The following is a 21442-nucleotide window of genomic DNA, read 5'->3' on the forward strand; positions in this document are numbered from 1 at the left end:
ACAATTTAATTTCTCAAAGACAAAATCATTTGTTCCATCTTCTGATTTTTCTCTTAATAAAAGTAGCAACTTTTTCCTTAAGCCAATAAATTCTCATTTTTAAAGTTGGATTTATAAAAATTAACTGCCCGCCACCAATATATGTATTTGAATCTCTTCCTTCATGTGCATATGGAGGATTTTTCTTTAAGGTAATTACATTCACATATAAATGATTTGGAAAAATTTCCAAAATTTTTTCTGTTTGACTTTTTCTATCCCCCTCTACAAAAAAAATGGTTGTTTTTTCACTTTTTTCCTTAATGAAATTTAAATTATCATCTGAGCCATCAATTATTATTAAATTAAATTTTTCATTTGGAATATCTTTAATTTCAGAGAAAAGGTTTATCTTTTTAAAATCAAATACATTTTTTTGCAATGCCTCTAAACAAAATTGATTCATTTCTGTTCCATAATAATCAATTTTTAGATCCTTCTTTTTATCTAATTTTAAAATTGTATCAGAAACAGATCCAATTCCTAAACCTATTTCTAGTATCTTTTTAATTTTAAATACAGTTATTAATTTTAGTAATGTTTCTAATGCAAATTCACTGGCTATATAATCACTGCCTTCTAAAGAACAGAAAAGTTTATAATTATCTGTAGCAAGTTTTTTAACTTTCATATTTTATATTTTTTGAATAAATATTCAGCATAATCGAAATCCTCTTCTGTATCAATATCCACTTTGGCAAAAATAGAATCTATTATATATGGAAAACTACTCTCTGAAATAATTTTATCTTCTAAAATCAATTTAGCCTTACTGATGTAAAGCAATCCATTTTCAAAAAAAAGAGGTTCCAAATCCTGACTTCGTTGTCCTATTTTATAATTGAAAGGAATAAACTTCTGATTCTCAATTTTTCCAAATTTTTGATGATTCTGGCTTACAGTAAATAAACTATCCTGGTTATTTTGCTGATAATAACCGAAAGACTCTTTTAGCAAACTTTGCGGTCTTAACGGATTTGTAGGCTGCAAAAGAATAACATTTTCTACCTCATCCTCCATTTGTTCCAATACATTTTTGAGTGCCGAGACTGTTGGTTCTAAATCACCCGACAGGGAATCAGGTCTGTCAATTACTTTTGCACCAAATTCTAAAGTTATTTTTTTTATTTCTGCATCATCCGTTGACACATAAACTTCATTAATTATTTCACTATTTGCCTGAGCATATAAAATACTATGAGCAATCAATGGAATTCCTCCAAGTAATCTTATATTTTTTTGAGGCAATCTTTTAGAGCCTCCACGAGCCGGAATAATAGCGATGGTTTTCATTTATTTCAATCTGTTCTTAGCATTTTCAATAATCATATCCATACCAGAATTCCAGCTTTGAGCTGAATACAAATTATCCGGAATTACGATTTCTTCCATTTTTTTTTGATTGAGAAACTCTAAAATAGCATCCTCCCATTCTTTCTGAAAATGCGGATTTTCTATTAGCCTGCCGAACTTTCCATACTGTAAAACTTCAGGAACACCTCCTATTGCAGAAGCAATACAATAACACCCTGAATGCAAAGCTTCTATTAAACTCATACCAAAACCTTCATGACAAAGTGTTGGAAACAAATAACAATCTGACATTTGATAATATTTTGGAAGTTCATTATTTGGAATTTTTCCTAAAAAACGAACTCCTTCTATTTTTTGATTTCGTGTAGCTCCAATAACTAATAAAGCAATGTCTTTGTTTTGCAAATGTATCTTTTTCCAAACCTCCAATATAAAATCTAATCCTTTTTTAGGAAGATCTTTTGAACACCAGATAAAAACTTTTTTGTCTTTTAAATCAAATTGTTTTTTCAAAATTATCTTTTCTTCAGAGGAAATTTTATGAAACTTATTTGTGTCAATTCCGTTATGCAATACTGAAAATTTGCAAGGTAATATAGTGTAAGTATCCTTATGTACTTTATAACTGTCATGTGTGAGTAAAACCATTTCGTCTATACTATCAAAAAACCATCTGCCATGAAAATTTTCTAAAAAAGGCGGAAATCCGTGATAAAAAAACTGAATCTGACAATTTTTCCTCAGCCCATTCTGAACCAAAAATTCCTGTAAAGGCTTTATTATTCCAAAATTATCAATAATCTGGATGATATACTTGTTATCTTTTTGGATTAGTTGACGGAGTGCTTTTAAATACCCTAAATAAGGCTTTTTAAAAAACTTCCTTTTTATTTTATCAATTATATTTTCAGATACAAACTGGTATTTTACATTGGTGAGGACAATTTCAGGCTTTTGGCAAATTATATAATCTATTTGATGATAATTTGTCAGATAATTATAATACATAGTTGTCCAGCTCCCGATTTTAGAATAAGGAAGCGGAAATTGTGATATTAAAATTACTTGTGCCATTTTGTATAAATTATATGCTAACTTTTTTTATTTTAAAACTTATACTTTTCAGATCATTACTAACTTTATACGTATAAGGAAATTGATGATAAAAAGAAATAATATGCAAAAGCAACTTGTCATTTATTTCTTTTAAACTATAATATTTCGGTACTTTTTTACCTAATCTCTTTTTAACCTTGTATTTTAAAGACTTATTAAAATCATCTTCAACAAAACAAACTGACAAAATACCTTGCTGAAATTGTGGAAGTTCGACAAATAAAAAATGTTCAATTACTTCTACTTTGTTATTCAAAATTAAATCAGTTCCCCAGTTCTCTAATTCATTAAATTCTGAGTCTGAAATCATTTCTCCCCATTTCTCTGAATTTACATTGTTGATTTCATTTTCGGAATTGTGTACCAAATGACGATGATTTAGTTCTACAATTCGTGATATTTGCAATTCTGTATTTAGATTTACTGTTTCTCTGTTTCTATAATTTTTATGCCATTGATGTAACATTAATACTTTTTGATTATAAAATTCCAATTCACATCCTGCCTTTTTAATCCTGTTATGTATTTCAGTATCTTCAGCCCCCCAGAAATGAAAAAATTCATCAAAACCATGGATATTTTTTAGCAGCTGAACCGGAAAAAGGGTCATTCCTGTAGCTTCTTCAGTACTTAAAAATTTTATATTATAATCATCATAATTGACACTTTCCTTTTTGTTTTCCTCATCAGCCATATAGCCCACCTGAAAATAAGTAGCTTTGTCAGGACTACATTTCTCTTCTAAAACTAATGTAAATTCCGGATGGAAAATCATATCTACATCTGCAGTGAAACAATATTCTGAATCAAGATTTTTTAAAATATAATTAAAGGCTTTACTTTTATTCCAGGGTTGAAACGCTGTAAACAAATAATGATACTTACAAAAAGAATAATGCTTCACAAGTTCTTTTATTTCTGAAGCCATTTCTTTTTTAGAACCATAATCAACAAAAATAACATTAAAATTTTGTTTTGTCTGACAGGCTAAGGAATCCAGCGAACGCTTAACACGATTGATTTCCCTGTTTCGATAAGCGTATAAAATAGTAATCATTACAATCTTTTTAATATATTTTCAAAAACTTTATTAACATAAACTTATAATTATCTTTTAGTGAGAATTTTAAACAACTTAAATAACACTCTCCAATTCTTCCCATAATATTTAAAAAAGTAGAATGGGAACTCTAAAAATTGTAGTTTTAACCTCTCTTTGTGTGAATTGTACTTTGTTTCTCCCTTACTTGTCAATCCATTTGAATCATAAATCGCAAAGGGAATATTCAAATGAATAAATTTAATTTTTCTCTTAAATAAAGAAAAATGCATCTTCCAGTCTGAAATATATTTTAATTTCTCATCAAATAAATTATTCTCAAAAACTGAAGCATGATAAATTACTGCTTGTTGACATATTGTATTGGTGAATGCAAATTTTTCATCAATTTTAGATGGATAGTCGACTATTTTTTGGTTTTCATTTTGCTCAATGTATATTGGTGCATAATACACAGCCCGATGGTTTAAAATCGAAACAATTTTACTTATGATTTCTGGATCATCTACTAATACATCACCGCTATTTAGGAACAAGAAGTAATCTCCTTTTGCATTTAAAATCCCCTTGTTCATGGCGTTATAAATTCCTTGGTCAGGTTCACTCACCCAATAGTTGAGGTATTCATCATGAGCCAATACGTATTCAGCACTTCCATCTGCTGAGCCACCATCAATAACAATATATTCAAAATCTTTTGAAGACTGTTTAATAACACTTTCTACTGTTTTTTGCAATCCCCGAATATCATTATAATTAATTGTTATAATTGATAGTTTTAGCATTCCTTAAACAATTTAAAATTTTGGCTTATTCTGTCAAAGATTATTGCAGGCGGATAATCAAATAATGATTCTCTAGTTTTTTTAAATTTCAGATAAAAAAAGGTATCAAATATTTGTTTCAAAGGTTTATATCTTAATTTAGTTTTTATAAGATCATGTCTTACTATTTGTGCAACTATTGTTTTTTCTTCAATTGGAATGACATTCCTAACCTCATTATTTATTCGATCAATGGCTTCTTTGTGATAAGCACCCTTATAATCTAAAGACAATTGATTTTTGGATCTTATCCGAAAGCCTGCTAATAAAGCATTTGTAACATATAATTTTTCAAATCTAAAAAAACGAAGCCACAATTCTAAGTCACTTGCATATTTCATTTCAGTTTCTAACTTCCCTCCCGAGATTTCCCATAAAGATCTTTTCCAAAAAACCGATTCCTGCTGTATCCAATGGAAGTTTCCTGTGTAATAATTATATTTAGACCATTTTTTAACTTTACTGACTCCTATTGTTCTGCCCATCTCATCTAAAGTAGAAGGGACTCCCTGGAGCCACTTTACACCATCTAAGCTAAAGATTTCTGCTACAGTAAAAAAGGCTTTTGGATGATATACATCGTCTGAATTGATCCAGGCCATTATTTCCCCGGTTGATTTATCAAACCCTTTCTGAATTGCCTCGTACAAGCCTTTATCTGGTTCACTTACCCAATACGTTAATTGATTTTCATATTTTTTAATTATATCAACTGAATTATCTGTACTGCCACCATCGATAATAATGTACTCCAGATTTGGGTAATTCTGAGACAAAACTGATTTAATAGTTTCCTCAAAGTATTCTCCTCCGTTGAAATTTGGAGTTACAATTGATATTTTTGGGCAGTTCATCTTCTTTTTTATGTTAAGTTCTTTTACAACATCCTCCCTTTTATTACCTGATTTTTTTTCAGTAAATTGCTTATTTTTACTTTTAATCATTTACCGGTATCCATTACTTAAAGTTTTTCTTTATCTTTTGCTTATAAAGTTTTGCTTATGATTATAAAATATAAATTTTCAAAAGTTTCCTTCTTTTACATCCGCATACTTTACTATGTTTTTTGAATATTTGTTTCAAATTATTTATCATTTGCAATAGGAATTTTATATCCAAAATCCTCAATAAAAGGTTTCCAAAATTCAAAATCATATCTCCACCATGCATGGCACCCCATTGGCAATATATTTTTGTTTATTTGAAATAAATATTTGGGGTTAACTTCAAAACCAAATGGTATTGCTTCAGCAATAGATGCAATTTTAAAATCTCTTACTTGCTTAACAATAATTTGAGAAATAAATGCGTCTTCATTTCTATGGGATGATCGCTGTATAGTATGGTTTTCTCCAAAAAATATTATTAAATGATTAAAATATGTAAACAATTTAAATAATATTTTATTTTTTCTGCTAAAAGAATAATAAGCTGCTTCTTCCAGATAGACCTTTTTTATAGCTCTTTGCATTGCTTTTATATTTCGCAATGAAAAACCTGAATTACCAACTCCTAAAAAATCATTTGATGGATTGTCATATCCGACAAACCAAGGAGAACCAATATAGTCATATTCTTTATTACACCAATGTAAAAGTTCATCCTTGAATACAAAAGCATCCAATTCATAAGTCAACAAAAATTGATAATCATCAAACAATCTATAAAAAAACTGACTTAGCTTCAGTTTATTGTACTTTTCAATAGATGACTGCCAAACCGGATCAATAAAAACTACTTCAAAATCCTGAATTACATTTCTATAATTTATAAGATCCAGTCCTTCTGGTGCTATTATCTTAATAGTATATTTACCTAATATTTTAAAACACTGCTGAAATGAAATTAATTCCAATTCACTTGGATTTACCTCATGTATTGGTATTACAACTACAACTTTTTTATCAGGTTTAACCATTTATCAAAACTTTAACCGCTTTTTTAATTCTTTTAGCTATTTTAAAAAACAGCATATCACTTTTACTCTTTCTTATCTTAATCTCAATTGATGGTTTTGAATAATAAAAAACATTTAAATTACTTATAGTAGTCACATTATTGTTAAACAACTTTTGCCTATAATCCTCAAACAATGCAATCAAATCAGGTCTATTATTAAAATCAAATCGTGTTAGATAAGAACATATTTGTTCAGGTTTATTAAATTTATAACTACTAAAATGAAAAAAACGAAGTGGATAATTCTCATTCACAAAATATTTATTTTCTATTATTGAAAGCTGTCTTTCATGCAAATTCCAATTAGCCATATTATACCCAGGATGCTTCAAAATAGAATAATTATCATAAAAAACAGGCACATAATTAATCCATATTTGATCATAAAACATGCCTTTGCAAAAATTCATAAATCCATACTTAACAACTCTTGCTCCCCACCAGTTCAGAAAATCTTTGACTTTTTCATAATGGCTCAATGCTATAAACCCTAAATTAAAAACACCTCCTCTTAAAGTGTGATAATCAGTAGGAGCAAATTCATCATCAATCGGCGTGCAAATATGAGGTGTTATCACAATATTTTTATCATCCAAAATAGTAAAAACTTCGTCAAAATGGCTTGTAACCAAAATATCCGGATCAATATAAAGTAATTTCTCTGCATTAAATTTTTTAAAAAGATAATGAAAATAAAAAGGTTTGACAGCAGTATTCAATTCTACAATATTGTACTTTTTATTTAATTCGTCAAAGTCTGGAATTTGTAATGTTTCTACAAGAATTATTATAAATTTTGAAAAAACAGTATAATCAAAAGATGCATCATATTTATCTACTAATCCTATGACGAATTTTTTATCGGGATGATTCTCTAAAAAGGAGTCTCCTAATGTTTTAGCATGAGCTAAATAATTATTAGAACAAATCGTAAATGCTATTTTCATTTTATATATTTAATTATTGTTGCCGGGACACCTGCTGCAACACAATTAGGAGGTATACTTTTAGTGACTACAGCATTAGTTGCGATTATACTGTTTTCACCAATAATAACATTAGGCATTATTGCAACACCTTCTCCAACCCATACATTTCTTCCAATGATAACTGGTCCTTTTGAAATTAAAGGTCTATCCTTTGGTGCTAATTTCAACATTTCTGTTGTTGGTTCACCATGATGATGGTCGGTAATATAAATTCTACTGGCAAACAAACAACTATCCCCAATTTCTATATAATTTATACAACCAATATGAATATCGGTATTAAATATAACATTATTACCAATTTTAATGTTTGGCTCAAAACTATGTTCTCTATATTTGTCCCATGCTTCAATTCTAAATCGGTCTCCTGCCACAAAATTATCACCAATTTTTATATATTGAGGATTAAGAATTGTACAATCTTTGCCTATAATAAAAGATTTCCCGATTTTTCTAAATTTTAAAATAGTATTTTGATAATCCTGATTATTCTTCTTTTTCTGATACAAATTAAATTGACAAAAAAGATAGTTTAAAATTTTATTTTTAATTTTTGCTAACATCTTGTTTCTTTAAAACAATTTACAATTCTATCTATTTCTTTTTCAGTCAATTCATAAAACATTGGTAATCGCAATAGAGTATTGCTAAACATATCTGTATTTAATAATACTCTATCATCATGTTTAGAAGAATAAAATGAACTTGAATGCAATGAAATATAGTGAAAAACAGCTAAAATACCTTGTTTTTTTAACATTTTAATATACTTTGTTCTTTCTTCCAAAGTTGCAAATCTAATATAAAACATGTGTGCATTATTAGTAGCATATTGAGGTATTTGTGGCAATTTTATTTTACATTCATCAGCTATAAGATCGAATTGTTTATAATAATATTCCCAAAGCTTCTTACGTTTTTCTTGTATCTTTTCTAAATTCTCAAGTTGTGCCCAGAGAAATGCAGCAATAATTTCAGAAGGTAAAAAACTGGAACCAACATCCACCCATCCATATTTATCCACTTCTCCTCTAAAGAAAGCAGATCGATTAGTTCCTTTTTCCCAAATAATTTCTGCTCTTTTAGCAAATTGTAAATCATTAACAACTAGCATTCCTCCCTCGCCTGAAATAATATTTTTGGTTTCATGGAAAGAAAAAGTTGCTAAATGCCCAATAGAACCTAAAGCCTTTTTAATTCCGTCTTTACCCGTATAATAACTATCAATAGCCTGTGCAGCATCTTCAATAACATAAAGATTATATTGATGCGCCAATTCCATTATAGCATCCATATCGCAAGCAATACCAGCATAATGAACAAGAACTATTGCCTTAGTTTTCGGAGAAATTAAAGACTTCAATTTAGTTGCGTCTAAATTAGGGTTATCTTTTCCTGAATCTGCAAAAACTATTTTTGCTCCTCTTAATACAAAAGCATTGGCAGTTGAAACAAAAGTATAAGAAGGGATTATTACTTCATCGCCTGGCTCAAGATCAATTAATATTGCTGCCATTTCTAAAGCATCAGTACAAGAAGTAGTTAACAAACATTTGCCAAAATCATATTTTTCTTCAAAAAAATTTTGGCACTTTTGGGTGTATTTCCCATTACCAGAAATTTTGCCTGAAGCTACTGCTTCTTGAATATATTTTAACTCACTGCCTATTAAGAAAGGTTTGTTAAATGGAGTCATACTATCTTAATTTAGACCTAAACTTATTCAATGGTAATATATTTTTTAAAGTTTCTTGATAAACAGCTTCTTTTATCATTAATAATCCAGTTCCACAAACGACTACTGGAAAATTGTTATTAATAAAAATTATTTTCCCACACACTCTATTTTCAATCATAACATCCTCTAAAACAACTGCTTCAGTTATTATTATAATTTTATCATTTAAAAAGCATTTTGCTCCTTGGTATGGAGATCCGCATGCATCAATTTTACGCCTTATTTTATTAGCTTCGTCTTTCCAATTGATAAAATAATCTTCATCGTTCAACCATAATGAATAAGACGCATCATTTTCAGTCTGTTTAACTCCTACGAGTTTCTTATTATTTTCTATAAAAGAAAAAATATCATAACTAATTTCACTATAAAGGCCACTTATTATATCAATAGCATTTTTAATTTTTATTGGATAATCTATTCTGATCTTTTTCTGTAAAATAATATCGCCTTTATCATAATCTTTACTTGCAAAAATTGCTGTTACGCCTATTAATTCTTCACCATTAATCAACATATTTACTAAAGGAGCAAAACCCCTATATTTTGGCAAAATTGAATCGTGTAAAATAATTAAATTGGGTAAATCAATCAGCCATCTCCAAGATATTGCTAAATAATAATCACATATTATACTATAATTGTGTATCTCATCTTTATAAAAAAAAACTATCCTATTTCTTTTACAAAGATTTTCAATATCCAAGGAATAATCATTATCTAATTTTGTATCCTTCCCAATACAAATAAAACTTATATTTTTTATTTTATGATTTTCAATTAAAGAGAATAAAACTGAATATCCTTTTTTTGTCATTAAAAACAGTCCTACTTTCATTTTTTATTTTAAAATATTTATATCTTTTAAAGTTTCAAAAGAAGAATAAACCTGAACTTGTTTAACAGCGTTTTGTGAATAAGCTTTATAATCTTCTGTGGAAAGCTCCAAAATTGTTTTAATTCCAAAGGCCAAATCCTTACTATCCTTTAAAATTGCTTTATATCCATTAAAATTATTGATTACCATATTATTAACTATCCCCATATCAAAACCAACTACTGGAGTACCACATGACATAGCTTCTGATACCATCATTGGTCCAGAATCTTCAATAGAAGAATTTACAAATAAATTTATAGCTTGATAAAGCAAAACTAACAATCTATAATCTGTGATGTAGTCTAGTTTCTGCTTTATAAATTGTAAAGATTCAAATTCTTTTGGCACATTTCGAGAAACTGCCAAAATAACTATTTTGTTTTTTTGTTCTGTTGTTAATTTCTCTTCTAAAATTTTTAAAGCTTCGATAAAATATAAAAAGCCTTTTCTAGGATCTGAAGCATTTTGGCTACCTGCCATTATATAAAACTTGGAATTATCAAAATCAAAAATTCTTTTAGCTATATCCTTATTCTTAGCATTAAATAATTTAGTATCTATCATACTATTAAAATTAGGAATAAAATCTTGAGTCTTATAAATTTTAGAATTTTGAGCTTGCTTAACTGTCCAATTAGACATTCCAATCACTTTAAAATCTCCCTCTTGAGCATTTTTAAGTTTAGTTTCAAAATTTATTTTAGCAATATTCCTGTCATTACTTCCTATTATTGCCGGACATTCTTCATTACATCCTTTTATATAACCCTCACAATCCCAAGCATAATGGCATCCTCCGGTAAAGTGATTCATATCAACTGTAATGTTATAAACTTGTGCTTTGGTAATTTTTTGCAGATTTAACAAATCTGTACTATTCATAAAACCACTAGTCATTCCTGTAAATATAAATTCCGGAATAAATCCTATTTGCTTTATAATTTGCTCAGCGCTTGTATTTACAATAGTTTCATCTTTACTAATAAAAAAATATTTTTCATCAAAATAAACTTGTTTTAACTTAAATCGTGATTTGTATACTATTCTATTTTTAATTTTGATAAATATACGTTCAATTATAGTTTTTTTTTTTTTAGTTTTTGATTCATTTAAATATTGAACAATAAACCTATCATTTCTTGTTTTATACTTAACTAACATACTTAACGTATGGTTTTGTTCAATAAAAAAACATCCTAATTTATAAATTGCTTCATAAGCCCCATTTATATCACCTGTAGACAGCAATAAAATTTTCTTGTTTACATTTTCCATTCTACTGGTATTTTAAAAAATCCATTTTCTACATCTCCATCCTTGAATTCTTCTTGAGTAAGATTTATAATATTCAATCCTAATTTATTTTGAGGAAAGTCCAACAGTTTGATTTTTGGTATATCCAACGCCAAACCAATGATATAAGTATTTGCAATTAATGCATTATTAGGTACTTTTAATATCCATTTTTTTACTCCTGTAAAATCTAAAGCCCTTCGATTGATAAAAATTAAATTTTCGTATTTATCCAAAATAGAAAAATTTAAACGCAAATTTTCCTCATATGAATTATTCCTTAAAGTTATATGAATATATATATCCTGATCAGTAAAAAATTCCGTTATTTCATGCTCATTTTCATTTCTTAACTCAACTGACAAGATTTGAGCTTCTTTACTTTCATCTACTTTATAAATAATCTTATGACTATTTTCATCCCCAGAATTGATCTCTAAATATTTAGCTAATGCATCATCTATATTACCATCATATTTCACTTTTCCATGTTCCATCACAATCCCCCTATTACACAATTGTTTTACCGCCACCATATTATGACTTACAAATAAAACAGTCCTTCCACCGCTTTTAGAAATATCCTGCATCTTACCAATGGCTTTTTTCTGAAATTCTGCGTCTCCAACAGCCAAAACCTCATCTACAACTAATACCTCAGGTTCCAAAAAAGCCGCTACAGCAAACGCAAGCCGAACAGTCATTCCTGAGCTATATCTTTTTACGGGAGTATCAATATAACGCTCACAACCGGAGAAATCAATAATTTCATCAAGCTTTGAAGCAATTTCTTTTTTCGTCATTCCTAAAATGGCTCCATTTAGGAAGATGTTTTCCCGGCCGGTCATTTCACCATTAAATCCTGTACCAACTTCTAAAAGAGATGCAATGCGCCCACGACATTTAATAGTTCCTGTTGTTGGAGCAGTTACTTTGGATAAAATTTTTAAAAGTGTTGATTTCCCTGCACCGTTTTTACCAATAATTCCCAACACCTCACCTCGTTTAACTTCAAAATTAATATCCTGTAGGGCCCAGACATAATCTGAATTACCTTTTGTAGACCGGTCATTTGTATCGCCTATTTTCAAATATGGATTTTCTTTTCCTCTTATCTGATGCCACCAGCGATTTATGTCATGAGTCAAAGTTCCTGTTCCTACTTGTCCTAAGCGGTATTGCTTGGAAATATTTTCGGCTTTTAATATAATATCTTTCATTTCTTGAAATTAAACAGTATCGATAAAGCTTTTCTCGGTTTTATTAAAAACTAAAAGTCCGATAAGGAATAAAACAATCGTAATTACTAAGGTATAAAGCAATCCCAAAACTGAAATATTACCCGTACTTAAAAGCAGATAACGTGAAGTCTCTATAATATAAGCCAAAGGGTTATAAGAAACAAGCCATCCAAATTGCGGTAGTTTATCTTTTATTAACTCCATTGGGTACATTACTGCAGAAAGATACATCAGCAACTGGATTCCGAAACCAATCAAATGACTTAAATCACGGTATTTCGTTACCATTGAAGAAATTAGCATTCCTAATGCTAATCCTAAAATTCCCATAAAAGCAATTAAAATTGGAAAAAACACCACTAAACCATTCAAGGTTAAATTTGCTCCTTTTATATAATAGAAAATGTAAAAAAAGACAAAAATAAAAAACTGAATTCCAAACTTTATTAAATTGGAGATCACAACCGAAAGTGGTGTAATAATCCTGGGAAAATAAACTTTCCCAAAGATATTTGCATTTGCTTTAAAAGTATCAGATGTTCCAGTAAGACATGCTGTGAAATAATTCCAAACGGTTACTCCGGCTAAATTAAACAAAAAAGGAGGTATTGTGCCTGTATTGATTCCGGCGACATTATTAAAAATTATTGTAAATGTAACTGATGTGAATAAAGGCTGAATCAGATACCACAGTGGACCTAAAACAGTTTGTTTATAAACAGTGATTACATCCCGTTTTACAAACAACAACAATAAATCCCTGTATTGCCATATTTCTTTAAAATTTAAGGAAAAGAAATTATTTTTTGGTGTTATTTCAAACAGCCAGTCTTTATTATTCTCAGTATTATTCATTTTATTAATTAACAGGATTTTTTACCTGTTCAAAAAAGATTAAAAAGCAAAAAGGCGCTTTTATAAAACACCTTTCTCTACTATTATAATTTAATAAACATATTTATTTATCCAAAACTTCAAAAGTTGAGTTCATACTTTTAAATTCAGGAACGATTTTTTTCATTTTAGTTACTATTTCATCATTACTATAAAAACTCGAAATCGCTATAAGTTCTTCAATTTCAATATGCAAGTTTTCATATTCATCCTGTATTTCCTGTGCTATCATTATTTTGTTATGATAAGTCGGCAACGTTTTCGAAGTATCATTTAATAATTCTTCATATAATTTTTCACCTGGCCTTAGACCGACAATTTTTATTTTGATTTCTTTATCTGGAATAAAACCGGCTAACTTAATCATTTTTTTAGCTAAATCAATTATCCTTACCGGTTTTCCCATATCAAAAATATAAATTTCACCTCCATTTCCCATTGCTCCAGCCTCTAAAACCAACTGACAGGCTTCGGGAATAGTCATGAAGTAACGAATAATATCCTGATGTGTAATTGTGACAGGACCTCCTTGTGCAATTTGTTTGGTAAATAGCGGAACTACTGAACCATTCGATCCTAAAACATTTCCAAAACGGGTTGTAATAAATTTAGTTCTGCACTCTGGTTGTTCTTTCTGATTTTTTAAAAATAACGACTGTACATACTTTTCGGCGATACGCTTACTTGCTCCCATAACATTACTAGGATTAACAGCTTTGTCAGTAGAAACCATTACAAATTTCTTTACATTATATTTACAGGAGAGGTCTGCCAGATTTTTTGTTCCTTTAACATTGGTAAGAATTGCCTGTGAAGGGTTCTCTTCCATTAACGGAACATGCTTATAAGCTGCGGCATGAAAAACGACCTGGGGCCTAAAATCGGTAAATACTTTTTCTAAAGCCTTTTTGCTTTTTACATCTGCAATAACCGCTCTTATTTTTGTTTGAGAATCAAGTGCAAGTGTTTCCAGACATAAATTGTGCAAAGGAGTTTCTGCATGATCCAAAATTACTATAGTTTTAGGATTAAACCCTAAAACCTGTCTGACAATTTCGCTGCCAATAGAACCGGCAGCTCCCGTAATAAGTATGACTTTATCTTTTAATTGTTTAGATATGGATTTACTATCCAATACAATTGGCTTTCTTTCTAATAAATCTTCTATCTGGATATTCTTAACTTTTTGAGAAATTTCTTTTTGGTTTTCCCAGTCAGAAATTAACGGTACTGTATATACTCTGTAATTGAATTCTAAACACTGATCAACTATAATTAGCTGTTCATCTTTAGATAAACTTTTGTCTGCTATAATAACAGCTTCTGCAGCAACAGACCGCATTAAAGCAGGTAGTTTTTTCTTTTGAATCAATATAGGCAGGTCCAACATCCGTTTAGAAGCATTTTGGTTGTTTTTGTCCACAAAACCAACAATCTTAAATCGGGAAGGAGTTTCAAATTTTAATGCATTAGCAACAGAAATTGCATTAGCATCTGTGCCATAAATAACTGTTCGTATTAATTTTGAATCTGTTTTCTCTGAAAAATAGATTTCAAAAGTTTGTTTTACAACAACTCTGTATAAGAATAATCCGCAAAAAGACAATACTAAATTTATAAAAAGTCCCGTATTTAAAAATGCCTTGTGTCCGGAATACAACTCAAAAACTAAATTGAAAATCAAAAAGAAAATCAAAACGGACATTTGAGAAAACAACAACTTTATTGCGTCTATATAAGAGGAATGCCTTATAATTCCTGAATATGTCCTGAATAGCCAGAAGAAAAATACATTGACAAAAATAAGAACTGATACAAAATAAAAATGATGTGATGTTATAATGTAACCTAACGCTGTCCCTTCAAACAACATATAAGTAAATGTAAACGAAAAGATGAGAACCATTATATCAATGGCTACGATAATCCACCTTGGCAAATAACTAAGATTGTTAAGATTTGCTTTAAGATTTCTTGGCGAAAAACTGTTATGCAAAAAAGCAGACATTTTGGTTGGTTTATCTGTATTCAAATTTTATTTTATTTAGTAATGGAAATTCAGCATACATACAAAAGTACTAATTAAAGATTTCAAAAAAATATTTCTTTTTTAGATTAAAATCTTCCTCCTTTTTTCTTTTGTTTTAAAAATTCGATCAAATAAGATCCGTATCCGGATTTTACCAGTGGTAATGCAAGTTCCTCTAACTGCTGATCCGAAATAAAGCCTTGTCTCCATGCAATTTCCTCAATACAACCCACTTTTAAACCTTGTCTTTCTTCTAAAACCTGTACAAATTGCCCTGCCTGCATCAAACTGTTAAAAGTTCCTGTATCTAACCACGCAGTACCTCTGCTTAAAATACCTACTTTCAATAATCCCCTTTCCAGATAAACTTTATTTACATCTGTAATTTCATATTCTCCGCGTGCACTTGGCTGAATATTTTTGGCTATTTCAACAACCGAATTATCATAAAAATACAATCCTGGAACTGCATAACTTGATTTTGGTTCTGTAGGTTTCTCTTCAATTGAAACTGCATTCAGGTTTTCATCAAATTCAACAACTCCATAACGTTCCGGGTCTGAAACATGATAAGCAAATACGACACCTCCGTTTGGTTTGGTATTTGACTTCAAGAGTTCCTGCATATTAGAACCGAAAAATATGTTGTCTCCCAAAATCAGCGCAACATCATCATTGCCTATAAATTCTTCACCTATTACAAAAGCCTGGGCCAAACCATTTGGAATAGCTTGTTCTGCATAACTAAAATGGCACCCAAGACTGGAACCATCTCCTAATAATTTTTTAAAATTTGGCAGGTCATGAGGCGTAGAAATAATCAAAATTTCATTTATTCCTGACATCATCAAAGTTGACAACGGATAATAAATCATGGGCTTATCATATACGGGCATCATCTGTTTACTCATTGCAAGAGTCAGAGGGTGCAATCTTGTTCCTGAACCACCGGCTAATATAATTCCTTTCATAATAATAATTTTAGATTTTCTGACCAGAAATTTAGTTCTAAATCTAAAAAACTTTAAATAAACATCTTTTTTAAACTCTCTTTATAATCCGGTACATCTAAATTATAAATTGTTTTAATTTTTTTCTTATCTAATAAAGAAAATTCAGGGCGTTTAGCCGGAGTTGGATATGACTCAGAAGGAATTCCTTTTACATCACAATTATATTTTCCAAATTCTTTTATGCTCAACGCAAATTCATACCAGCTTATTTCACCTTCATTGGAATAATTATAAATTCCCGGAATCCATTTTTCAGATTCTGCAATGACCATCATCGCTTGAGCTAAATCAGCTGCATAAGTTGGTGAACCTATTTGATCGTTAACCACATTAATGGTTTCTCTTTCCTGCATCAAACGCTGCATCGTTTTAACAAAATTATTTCCAAACTTACTATACACCCAGGAGGTTCTTATAATAATGGAATCCGGGTTTTCTTTCAGGCAGGCAACCTCGCCGGCAAGTTTACTGTCTCCGTAACTATTTATCGGATTTATTCTGGCTTCTTCATCCAAAGCAACTGATGAAGTCCCGTCAAATACATAATCTGTAGAAATATGGATTAATTTTGCATCATTAGCTTTTGCATATTTTGCTATCAATTCTACCGCTAAATGATTTACTATAAAAGCCAGATCTTTTTCTGATTCTGCTTTATCAACGGCTGTATAAGCTCCGCAGTTAAGAATTATATCAGGTTGAATTTCATTTAACTGTTTTTGCAAAACCACTAAATTATCCAATGTAATTTGAGTCCTATCAGCAAATAACCATTCATATTGAGGATAATTGGGAGACAAAACTAAAAGCTCAGATCCTAATTGACCTGTAGCACCGGTTACCAATATTTTATCCATTAAAATAAACTATTACAATTTTCAATAAAAGGAAGTATTTGATCTTTCTCAGACACAATAGCATCTTTCAAATTCATTCCCCAATCTATGTTTAAAGACGGATCATCAAATTTAATTCCGCCTTCTGAAGCTTTGTTATAAAACTGATCACATTTGTACATTACCGAAGCTGTTTCGCTAATAACTGAAAAACCATGAGCAAATCCCTGAGGCACTAACAATTGTTTTTTATTCTCTGCTGAAAGCAAAATACTAAATGACTTTCCGTAAGTTGGAGAATCTTTTCTTAAGTCAACCGCTACATCAATAATTTCACCTTCTAAAACACGAACAAGTTTTGTTTGTGCAAAAGGAGGATTTTGATAATGCAAACCTCTTAAAGTTCCTTTTTTAGAAAAAGACTGATTATCCTGAACGAAATCAATATCGATTCCTAAATCTTCAAGTTTAGTTTTGCTGTATGATTCAAAAAAATAACCTCTTTCATCGCCAAAAACTGTTGGTTCAACAATTAACAAATCTTTTATAAATGTTTTTTCAATTTTCATTTTAACTATTATAATTATTAAAGAAGATTTTTATTACTTCCTTAATCCTTTCTTTTTCTTCTTTTGTCAGACCAGAACCCGAAGGCAGGCACAGTCCTCTTTCAAATAAATTTTCAGCTACATCCTTCCCATAATACGGATAACCGGAAAAAACAGGCTGCAAATGCATAGGCTTCCAGACAGGACGACACTCAATATTCATGCTTTCAAATGCAAGCCTTAAAGTTTCCCTGTTTATTTTTTTATTCTCAGTAACTAAAATTGTGCTTAGCCAGTAATTTGAAAAAAAATCATCATCGGCAGTCTGAAACAATTCTATTTCTTGAATATCCTTAAAAATCTCCTTGTAAAAATGATTTATCGTTCTTCTCGAGTTAATATTTTTATCCAAAATTTTCATCTGCCCAAGACCGACGCCTGCGCAAATATTACTCATTCTGTAATTATAACCTACTTGGCTATGTTGGTAATGCACAGCTTCATCTTTTGATTGTGTAGCATAAAAAACTGCTCTTTCTTTTATTTTTTTTGAATTCGAAATTAAAGCTCCCCCACTAGACGTAGTAATAATTTTATTTCCATTGAAAGACAAAATGCCAAAAGTACCAAAAGTACCGCATTTTTTTCCTTTATAAGAACTTCCGAGAGCTTCTGCACTATCTTCAATAACAGGGATTTTATACCGGTCAGCTATTGCATGAATTTCATCTACCATATAAGGGTTTCCGTATAAATGTACAGCTATAATAGCTTTAGGCTTTTTTCCTGTCTTAATCCTGTCACAGATTGCAATTTCGAGTTGTTCTGGACATATATTCCAGGTTTCAGGCTCGCTGTCTACAAATACCGGTATTGCCCCCTGATATAAAATAGGATTGGCTGATGCAGAGAATGTCAAGCTTTGGCAAATAACCTCATCACCCGTTTTCACTCCTAACAAAATTAGGGCTAAATGGATTGCAGATGTTCCAGAATTCAGGGCTGTTACGTAAGATTCATCTCCGAGATAATTTTCTAAAACTTCTTCAAAATCATTTACATTAGGCCCGCCTGAAGTAATCCAGTTATCATCAAGTGCTTTCTGAATATACAGCTGTTCAAAACCACTTTGTTGTGAAAGCGATAAAAAAATTCTTTTGTTATTCATTAATTTTCCAATAATCTGATGCATAACGAATATCATCCTCGCTAACAGCTGCCAAAGGTATAGTAGAAAATGATATCAATTTTGACCCTGTTTCTAAAGATTCTATTGCGTTTGCGTAACCTGCAGGAATATGTACAATTTTACTTTCGGAAACACTTACAATTATAGTTTCAACTTCTAAGTCTTTTGAAGGCTTATCCCAATTATCAATTTTTACAAAGTGAATTTTGAATGATCCGCTTATACAATAAAAGTTTTTAGCATCTAATTTATGTCCCTGCCATGCACGGATTGGATGTTGATCAGAATTACTAATGATATAAAATCTTTCTATATCTTTAAAACTAAAATCATTTACATAAGATATAGTCCCTCTTTGGTCTGAAAAACATCCACCCTGAATTACTTTAGCTCCCATTAATTAAATTTTAAATTCTTTCTCTTTAACAAATAAAATTTTGAAGTATAAAGAAAAAATAAAGGAACTATAACTATTATAAATATCAATCCATCCTGAACTTTTTGATATAAAAATATTACTATGACAGATGCTATTATTTGTATAACGGCGTAATATAATGCTACTAATCTGTGTTGCATTTTATATTCGTTACTTAAAATTTGATATAGGTGCAAACGATGAGCTTCAAATATATTTTGTTTCAGATACAAACGATGCAAAATAGTACAAACGCCATCCGTTCCATAAACAGCAAAAAATAAAATCCAGATTACCGAATTCGTCATTAAAATTAGCTTCAAAATAAAATAGATAACCCAAAAAGCAATGGCTATACTACCTACATCACCTGCAAAACATTTAGCTTTTTTTCTAAAATTAAAGAAAAGAAAAACCACGCTGGCTATCATCGGATATATTATAAAAGCACTATCAGTAAATAACAGAATCTTTTGATTTACATACAGTAGTGCTCCCATTATTACCAAAGTATATAAACCTGTAATCCCGTTTATACCATCCATGAAGTTATAAATATTCATGAAACCGATAGCAGCAATATACAACACAAGAATTACCAAAAAAGAAATTTCATGAAAAACTCCTAAATCATAAAGTAAAAGACTAATTGCCAAAAAGTGAATTGAAATCCTAATCTTATTGGACAAACTCTGAATATCATCCCAAAAACTAACAAAGCTAACTAATGTAATACCGGTAAAGAAAAAATAATTTGTATCGATATGTTGTGCAAAATAGAGCAAAGCTGCAAACCAAAAAACTACACCGCCTCCTCGTAATGTTATATCTGTATGGGAGCTTCTTTGGTTTGGTTTGTCAATAATATTAAAATGATTTGCTACTTTGAAATAAAGTAGCATTATAATCATTAAAAGAAGACTTAATGTTATGTATTGCATTATTTGTTTTTAAAATTTATTGCCCACTTTTATACAGTATCTTTTGAAAATACGTTTTTTAACAATATAGATTTATATGGAACTAATTTCTGTTCTTCATAGATTTGATTATCACCATCTATTTTTATTGCTCGAAAAAAAGGATATATATAAAAACAGCAAATAAAACTTATCATCCAAAATTTTTTATTTAATAATGCGTAAAGAATAATTTCTGAGACCAGAAGTATTTCAAAAATTCTAAAATAAATATAAATCCTTGTCAATTCTGTCGATTCTGAAAAAATATTTAGAAAAAGTATTGAAGATATATAGATTAATAGTAAATACTTTTGATGAGAGAATTTAAACCCAAATTTCTCATAATACCATAAAACAATTAAACCCATAAGATTTAATACCACCAATTTCATCAAAGGAACCGGAACAGCAAACTTACTCGAAACGTAAAAAAGGTAATGAGAGTCTTTGAAAAGAAAACTCAATAAATGAATAATACCAATTTGTGATATCACAAATGAGATTCCCATTAATAAATATAAGTGACGGATCTTTATAATTTCTCCCCACTTAAAAACAGCCATAAAGACTACAAATGGGATTAAACAGCTATAATGAATTGATATACCCAATAGCATCAATAAAAAATATCTCCAATATTTTTTTTCCAATAAAAAGCTAAAAGCATAGAAAGCAATTGCAACTGACAAAAATTGTCTTATATAAGTAAAAGAATATAGAAATAAAACAGGTATCATAAAATAAAGCACTAATGGAAGACTACTTTTGTTTGTATATTTTCTAATGCCTAAATAAGCAAAGAGATAAGTGAAAAAAGAAAAAAAGAAAAAAAGGAATGTAATATCCAGCTTAAAAAATCTAAAAGCCTTCATAATAGCTAAAAATCCAAACTCTACATTATTATCTCTAGTTCCTTCAAGATACCAATGAGTGTAACTTTTATAATCCCAACCTATGCCATCTCTAAAGCCTCCAATTAAAATCATGATGACAAGACAACATATACTTATGATTTTTTCTGTACTAGGATAGTAATAAGTAACAAGAAATAAAGCCAGAATTATAAAAACTAATAAAATATAAAAAAACATATTTCTTAT

The 21442-nt window shown here is 29.7% G+C and carries 22 protein-coding genes; all 22 read right to left on the reverse strand.

What is annotated here, in order from left to right; translation table 11 throughout:
- Window positions 1-25: 25 nt before the first annotated feature.
- Window positions 26-670 carry a hypothetical protein gene (locus GXM17_RS15740; RefSeq protein WP_163400276.1) on the reverse strand — a complete coding sequence of 215 codons (645 nt, stop codon included), beginning with the start codon at window positions 668-670 and terminating at the stop codon, window positions 26-28.
- A complete protein-coding gene (locus GXM17_RS15745) occupies window positions 667-1332 on the reverse strand; it encodes an acylneuraminate cytidylyltransferase family protein (RefSeq protein ID WP_163400277.1) in 666 nt (221 codons plus the stop codon). Before GXM17_RS15745 ends, GXM17_RS15740 begins: the two co-directional genes overlap by 4 nt.
- A complete protein-coding gene (locus GXM17_RS15750; protein WP_163400278.1) occupies window positions 1333-2427 on the reverse strand; it encodes a glycosyltransferase family 4 protein in 1095 nt (364 codons plus the stop codon).
- Window positions 2428-2437: 10 nt separating this feature from the next.
- Window positions 2438-3526: a glycosyltransferase family 2 protein gene (locus GXM17_RS15755; RefSeq protein ID WP_163400279.1), complete on the reverse strand. Its 1089-nt coding sequence runs from the start codon at window positions 3524-3526 to the stop codon at window positions 2438-2440.
- A 50-nt stretch (window positions 3527-3576) separates the two neighbouring features.
- Window positions 3577-4314, reverse strand: a complete 738-nt coding sequence (locus tag GXM17_RS15760) for a glycosyltransferase family 2 protein (protein ID WP_163400280.1) — start codon at window positions 4312-4314, stop codon at window positions 3577-3579.
- Complete coding sequence (locus GXM17_RS15765) at window positions 4308-5297, reverse strand: glycosyltransferase family 2 protein (RefSeq protein ID WP_163400281.1); 990 nt, start codon at window positions 5295-5297, stop codon at window positions 4308-4310. The genes GXM17_RS15760 and GXM17_RS15765 overlap by 7 nt, the downstream gene beginning before the upstream one ends.
- A gap of 140 nt (window positions 5298-5437) precedes the next feature.
- Complete coding sequence (locus GXM17_RS15770) at window positions 5438-6271, reverse strand: DUF5672 family protein (protein ID WP_163400282.1); 834 nt, start codon at window positions 6269-6271, stop codon at window positions 5438-5440.
- Window positions 6264-7259: a glycosyltransferase family protein gene (locus tag GXM17_RS15775; RefSeq protein WP_163400283.1), complete on the reverse strand. Its 996-nt coding sequence runs from the start codon at window positions 7257-7259 to the stop codon at window positions 6264-6266. The genes GXM17_RS15770 and GXM17_RS15775 overlap by 8 nt, the downstream gene beginning before the upstream one ends.
- Window positions 7256-7864: an LbetaH domain-containing protein gene (locus tag GXM17_RS15780; RefSeq protein WP_163400284.1), complete on the reverse strand. Its 609-nt coding sequence runs from the start codon at window positions 7862-7864 to the stop codon at window positions 7256-7258. The genes GXM17_RS15775 and GXM17_RS15780 overlap by 4 nt, the downstream gene beginning before the upstream one ends.
- Window positions 7858-8997: a dTDP-4-amino-4,6-dideoxygalactose transaminase gene (gene rffA / locus GXM17_RS15785; protein ID WP_163400285.1), complete on the reverse strand. Its 1140-nt coding sequence runs from the start codon at window positions 8995-8997 to the stop codon at window positions 7858-7860. Before rffA ends, GXM17_RS15780 begins: the two co-directional genes overlap by 7 nt.
- 1 nt (window position 8998) lies before the next feature.
- Window positions 8999-9877, reverse strand: coding sequence for a formyltransferase family protein (locus GXM17_RS15790; RefSeq protein ID WP_163400286.1), 879 nt, complete (start codon window positions 9875-9877; stop codon window positions 8999-9001).
- A gap of 3 nt (window positions 9878-9880) precedes the next feature.
- A complete protein-coding gene (locus GXM17_RS15795; RefSeq protein ID WP_163400287.1) occupies window positions 9881-11194 on the reverse strand; it encodes a glycosyltransferase in 1314 nt (437 codons plus the stop codon).
- Window positions 11182-12432, reverse strand: coding sequence for an ABC transporter ATP-binding protein (locus GXM17_RS15800; RefSeq protein WP_163400288.1), 1251 nt, complete (start codon window positions 12430-12432; stop codon window positions 11182-11184). Before GXM17_RS15800 ends, GXM17_RS15795 begins: the two co-directional genes overlap by 13 nt.
- 9 nt (window positions 12433-12441) lie before the next feature.
- The gene (locus tag GXM17_RS15805) at window positions 12442-13308 is read right to left on the reverse strand and encodes an ABC transporter permease (protein WP_163400289.1); all 867 of its coding nucleotides are present in this window, start codon (window positions 13306-13308) and stop codon (window positions 12442-12444) included.
- Between the two features lie 103 nt (window positions 13309-13411).
- Complete coding sequence (locus GXM17_RS15810) at window positions 13412-15379, reverse strand: polysaccharide biosynthesis protein (protein ID WP_163400290.1); 1968 nt, start codon at window positions 15377-15379, stop codon at window positions 13412-13414.
- A gap of 83 nt (window positions 15380-15462) precedes the next feature.
- Window positions 15463-16347 carry a glucose-1-phosphate thymidylyltransferase RfbA gene (rfbA, locus tag GXM17_RS15815; RefSeq protein ID WP_163400291.1) on the reverse strand — a complete coding sequence of 295 codons (885 nt, stop codon included), beginning with the start codon at window positions 16345-16347 and terminating at the stop codon, window positions 15463-15465.
- A gap of 53 nt (window positions 16348-16400) precedes the next feature.
- The gene (rfbD, locus tag GXM17_RS15820) at window positions 16401-17246 is read right to left on the reverse strand and encodes a dTDP-4-dehydrorhamnose reductase (protein WP_163400292.1); all 846 of its coding nucleotides are present in this window, start codon (window positions 17244-17246) and stop codon (window positions 16401-16403) included.
- Window positions 17246-17794, reverse strand: a complete 549-nt coding sequence (rfbC, locus tag GXM17_RS15825) for a dTDP-4-dehydrorhamnose 3,5-epimerase (protein ID WP_163400293.1) — start codon at window positions 17792-17794, stop codon at window positions 17246-17248. The genes rfbD and rfbC overlap by 1 nt, the downstream gene beginning before the upstream one ends.
- 1 nt (window position 17795) lies before the next feature.
- Window positions 17796-18941, reverse strand: coding sequence for a DegT/DnrJ/EryC1/StrS family aminotransferase (locus GXM17_RS15830; RefSeq protein ID WP_163400294.1), 1146 nt, complete (start codon window positions 18939-18941; stop codon window positions 17796-17798).
- Window positions 18934-19359 (reverse strand): cupin domain-containing protein, encoded by a 426-nt coding sequence (locus tag GXM17_RS15835; protein ID WP_163400295.1) that lies wholly within the window; start codon window positions 19357-19359, stop codon window positions 18934-18936. The genes GXM17_RS15830 and GXM17_RS15835 overlap by 8 nt, the downstream gene beginning before the upstream one ends.
- Entirely contained in the window at window positions 19359-20321 is a 963-nt protein-coding gene (locus GXM17_RS15840) for an MraY family glycosyltransferase (protein WP_163400296.1), read from the reverse strand. Before GXM17_RS15840 ends, GXM17_RS15835 begins: the two co-directional genes overlap by 1 nt.
- 29 nt (window positions 20322-20350) lie before the next feature.
- Complete coding sequence (locus tag GXM17_RS15845) at window positions 20351-21433, reverse strand: EpsG family protein (protein ID WP_280115306.1); 1083 nt, start codon at window positions 21431-21433, stop codon at window positions 20351-20353.
- Between the last annotated feature and the right edge of the window lie 9 nt (window positions 21434-21442).

It is taken from the genome of Flavobacterium fluviatile (genome assembly GCF_010645065.1).
GTDB lineage: Bacteria > Bacteroidota > Bacteroidia > Flavobacteriales > Flavobacteriaceae > Flavobacterium > Flavobacterium fluviatile.